The following is a 3,223-nucleotide window of genomic DNA, read 5'->3' on the forward strand; positions in this document are numbered from 1 at the left end:
CCCGCTGACGCCGAGGATGCGGCAGCGTGGGACGACCTGCTACCCGAACCCGCCGATGCCGACGCTCCCGAAGTCGAGTTGGTGGAGCCGGTCGTCGAACCCGACGTCGCTGACCCCATGGATGAGCCGACCTGTGATGAGGTACCGGTCGCGTTCGGGCGGGCCCTGGTCGTACCCGGGGCACCCGTACAGACGGTGTTGAAGGATCCGGACGGGATTCTCGTGCCCCGGTTGCAGGGATACGGGCCCATCGACCCCAGCTACGCCACCGCCCTCGCCGACGTGGCCAAGACCATCCACTACCCCGAATCCGCCCGGGCCGCGGGACCACTCATCCCGCAGATCTCCGACCGACCGCAAGCCCCACCGGCGGATCCGACCGGACACGGTGGTCACACCGTGCCACCTCCTGGGGCATTGACGTATGCACCCAGCGCGACATTGCGCGCTGAGGTGCTGGCCAATGATGCCTGGTGCCGGTTCCCGTTCTGCGGGATGCCGTCACACCTGTGCGACCTCGACCACTGGCGACCCTTCAACCACACCGACCCCGAGGCCGGAGGCTGGACGGTGCTCGGCGACCTGATCCCGCTGTGTCGGGCCGATCACCAACGCAAACACCTCGCCGAGTGGGTACCGACGCTCTACACCGATCGCAGAGTGGAATGGCGCAATCGGCGCACCGGGCAGATCATCGTCACCCACCCGCGGTGACTCCCGGTTCGCCGTGGCGCTGCCCGCCCTTCCCGCCCAGCGCGCCCACGGTGCTCTAGGTTGGTTACACCGGCATCCGGATCGGCGGCTGCCGGACGGCACGGAGGCGTATGGGTTCCTGGTGGGCCCCCCGGTCTTCAAAACCGGTGAGATCGAGTATCTCGGTCTGGCGGGTTCGATTCCCGTCCGCCTCCGCCGTGCCGACCGAACGACCGGACTCGAGGAGGTGTCCAATGGGTGCACCCGATCCTCGTCGACACATCCCTCGTACCGACCACCTACTCGCCGATCCGGACATCGCGCAGGACCGAACTCGTCTGGGCGACAAAGTTGTTCGCGAGGCCATTCGTGAAGCACAGGACGCTGCACGCCGCGGCGAGATCGCACCCACAGATGTTGCCGGTTCACTCATCGAGTCCCTACGTCGACGTCGCCCGTCGAGCGCACGGCCGGTCCTCAACGCCACCGGCGTCATCGTGCACACCAACCTCGGGCGCGCGCCGCTATCGGCCGCGGCCCGAGAAGCGGTGGCGGCATCCGCCGGGTACGTCGACGTCGAACTCGATCTGACCACCGGCGCCAGATCACGACGCGGCACCGCCACCCGCGAGGCCCTGCTGCGCGCCTGCCCGGCGGCCGGCGACGCCCTCGTCGTCAACAACGGGGCCGCCGCACTGGTCCTGACAACCACCGCGCTCGCGATCGGACGTGAGGTGGTGATGAGCCGAGGCGAGATGATCGAGATCGGTGCGGGATTCCGGCTCACCGACCTGATGGCGTCCACCGGCGCGCGCCTACGCGAGATCGGCACCACCAATCGCACCCACGCGCGCGACTACCTCGACGCCATCGGCCCCGACACCGGCTGCGTGCTCAAGGTGCATCCGAGCAACTTCCGGGTCGAGGGATTCACCAGCGAGGTGAGCCTGCCGCAACTGCACGAGATCTGCGCCGAGCGCGGCGTGCCGCTGATCGCCGACCTCGGCTCCGGACTCCTGCACCCCGATCCCCTGCTACCCGACGAACCCGACGCGACCTCGGCGCTACGGGCCGGCGCCGATCTCGTGATCGCCAGCGGCGACAAACTTCTCGGCGGCCCGCAGGCCGGCATCATGCTCGGTGACGCCGACCTCATCACCCGACTCTCCAGACATCCGCTGGCGCGGGCTGTCCGAACCGACAAGCTCACCCTCGCCGCCCTCGAGGCCACCCTCGACGGGCCGACCCCGCCCGTCACCACCGCTCTGCACGCCGAACCCGACGACCTCCGCCGCCGCGCCGAACACCTTGCGGCACAACTCGACGCACCCGTCGTCGCCCACGACGGCCGGGTTGGCGGGGGTGGCGCCCCCGGTGTCGCGCTACCAGGTTGGGCGATCCGGCTACCCGAACACCTCGCATTCCACCTGCGGACCGGCGACCCGGCGGTGCTGCCCCGTGTGCACGACGGCGCCTGCCTGATCGACCTGCGGTGCATCCCCGAGGCCGACGACGACGCCATCCTCACCGCCGTCCGCTCGGCCGTGCATGCCGCCACCACCCGTGCAGCCGATACCGACGGAAACATTTAGGCCACACAGGTGTTCGTCGTCGCCACCGCCGGTCATGTCGACCACGGCAAGAGCACACTGGTCCGGGCGCTCACCGGGATCGAACCCGACCGATGGGTCGAGGAACGACGCCGAGGCCTGACCATCGACCTCGGATTCGCCTGGACCACACTGCCTTCGGGTCGCAACGTCGCATTCGTCGACGTCCCCGGCCACGAGCGTTTCCTGGGCAACATGCTCGCCGGCCTCGGGCCCGCGCCGGTCGTGCTGTTCGTCGTGGCCGCCGACGCGGGCTGGCAGGCGCAATCCGACGACCATCGCGATGCGATCGCCGCACTCGGCATCACCCGCGGCCTGGTCGTGCTCACCAGGTCGGATCTCGCTGCGCCCGAACAGATCACGCAAACCCTGACCGAGACGCGCGCCGGACTCGCCGACACCGGAATCGCCGACGCGCCCGCGGTGACCGTCTCGGCCGTGCGGAGCACCGGATTGACCGAGCTGCGCGCCGCACTCGACGAGATTCTCGCCGGATCACCGGCAGCATCCGTCGACGCCCCGATCCGGTTGTGGATCGACCGGTCGTTCACCGTCTCCGGCGCAGGCACCGTGGTCACCGGGACGCTGTCCGCGGGGACCCTGACGGTCGGCGACACCCTCGATCTCCTGACAGCGCAACGCATCCGACGCGTCACCGTTCGCGCCATCCAGAGCGGGGAACAACCCCTGACCTCCATCGGGCCGGTCAGCCGGGTCGCACTGAATCTCCGCGGCATCGACTCCGACGAGATCGCCCGGGGCGACGTGCTGCTCTCTCCCGACACCTGGCGGCGCACCGACGTCGTCGATGTCCGACGCGTCAGCGGTAACGAGTTCAACGATGCACCAATACATCTCACCGCCCACATCGGCAGCGCCGCACTGCCGGCACGGCTGCGCCCGCTCGGCGCCGACCACGC

General features: G+C 69.5%; 3 protein-coding genes and 1 tRNA gene. All 4 read left to right on the top strand.

The annotated features are described in order from the left end of the window. The coding region (locus B1964_RS16880; RefSeq protein WP_139765771.1) for an HNH endonuclease signature motif containing protein at positions 1-714 on the top strand (714 nt) is incomplete at its 5' end. 102 nt (positions 715-816) lie between these two features. Further along, positions 817-909, top strand: a tRNA-Sec gene (locus B1964_RS16885). 38 nt (positions 910-947) lie between these two features. Then, positions 948-2,285: an L-seryl-tRNA(Sec) selenium transferase gene (gene selA / locus B1964_RS16890; protein ID WP_079930591.1), complete on the top strand. Its 1,338-nt coding sequence runs from the start codon at positions 948-950 to the stop codon at positions 2,283-2,285. Between the two features lie 9 nt (positions 2,286-2,294). Then, positions 2,295-3,223: GTP-binding protein (locus B1964_RS16895; RefSeq protein ID WP_172398874.1), on the top strand; the 929-nt coding region annotated here is incomplete at its 3' end.

The sequence above is a fragment of the Gordonia sp. i37 genome, from assembly GCF_002043085.1.
Taxonomy (GTDB): Bacteria; Actinomycetota; Actinomycetes; order Mycobacteriales; family Mycobacteriaceae; genus Gordonia; species Gordonia polyisoprenivorans.

Bases quoted from the DNA above. Each gene is read 5' to 3' on its own strand.
- selA (WP_079930591.1), top strand. From the start codon at position 948: ATGGGTGCACCCGATCCTCGTCGACACATCCCTCGTACCGACCACCTA.